This window comes from Oleiphilus sp. HI0061 (assembly GCF_001635675.1).
Genome location: NZ_LWFE01001329.1, coordinates 1 through 1,112, shown reverse-complemented (window position 1 = coordinate 1,112; position 1,112 = coordinate 1). Strand labels below are relative to the sequence as shown.

The following is a 1,112-nucleotide window of genomic DNA, read 5'->3' as shown; positions in this document are numbered from 1 at the left end:
AATAACGTGCGTGTTTCCTCATTTTCGAATACAGCCCTCTCTCGTGCTTTACGTGCGATCTGGTTAGGGGGGCAATCTGTTGTAGATCAGGCGATGTTAACTAAAGGCCTGAATTAAGATTTTGATCTTTTAAGGCATACTTTCACAAATCTTACCCAATTAACTTGTTATCTGCTCTGATTTCTATCACCCTTAACTGCTCGCTCAGTGACATTAGGTGGAAGGAGGCTTGTGTGAATAAAATCGCAGGGAAACTTGAGGTCTCACGATTTGAAATTCCGTATAGGCTATATGGCTCTTCAGATAAGTTAATGGTATGCATTGGCGGTGCAAAACAAACCATGTCTGCATGGCGCAGTTTTGTCTCTCGTTTTCAAACTGAATACAGCATCCTGGTATTTGACTTGCCTGGGCAAGGGCGTGCAAAAATTAACTACGGTTGCATGGGGGTATCGCTTGAAGAGCAAGTGGATGCCTTGCATGAGTTATTAGTCAGAATTGATGCGCAAAAGTACTCTAGTCGATATTTAGTTGGCGGCTCTTGGGGCTCAATTGTTGCGGCTTCTTATTTGGATCGTTATCCGGATTTGTTTAATCGGGCTGTTCTTGGCAGTTTTGGCACGCGTGCAAATTCAGTCCTTCAGGTAATTATAGATCAAGTTCAGTCTTATATTGAGCAGGGGCGTGGCGCTGAAATTGCGCCATTGATGATAGAGAAGTTTGGCCAACTTATTCCTGAGCATTTAAAGCGCCAAATTATTAGCCAGTTTAATGATATGAGTGAGGAGCAGTATGCATCATTTTATGAGCATAGTCGGTCGGTTACTCAGATGGGGGATCTTAAGCAGCATATTGAGTTGAGCTCGATTGCGATTCCCGTGCTAGTTGTTATGGGGCAGTTCGATACCATTATGGACCTCTTTGACACGCGTAAAGCTACTAAAATGCTGGCGAATGGAGAGTTTCAGCTAGTCAAAGGGGTGGGGCACTTTTTGCATTGGGAGAAGCCTGAACTACTTGAGACTTACGCTGAGTTTTTTGAGCGCACTGCTGAGGAGTCACAGCATTGCAGCGCCAACTAAAGCCAATTTAGTTTAGGTTGATACTTCATA

Annotated in this window: 1 protein-coding gene; it reads left to right on the top strand. The window is 43.8% G+C overall.

What is annotated here, in order from left to right; genetic code table 11:
• Positions 1–233 precede the first annotated feature (233 nt).
• The gene (locus tag A3735_RS20980; protein ID WP_068509302.1) at positions 234–1,082 is read left to right on the top strand and encodes an alpha/beta fold hydrolase; all 849 of its coding nucleotides are present in this window, start codon (positions 234–236) and stop codon (positions 1,080–1,082) included.
• Positions 1,083–1,112: the final 30 nt, after the last annotated feature.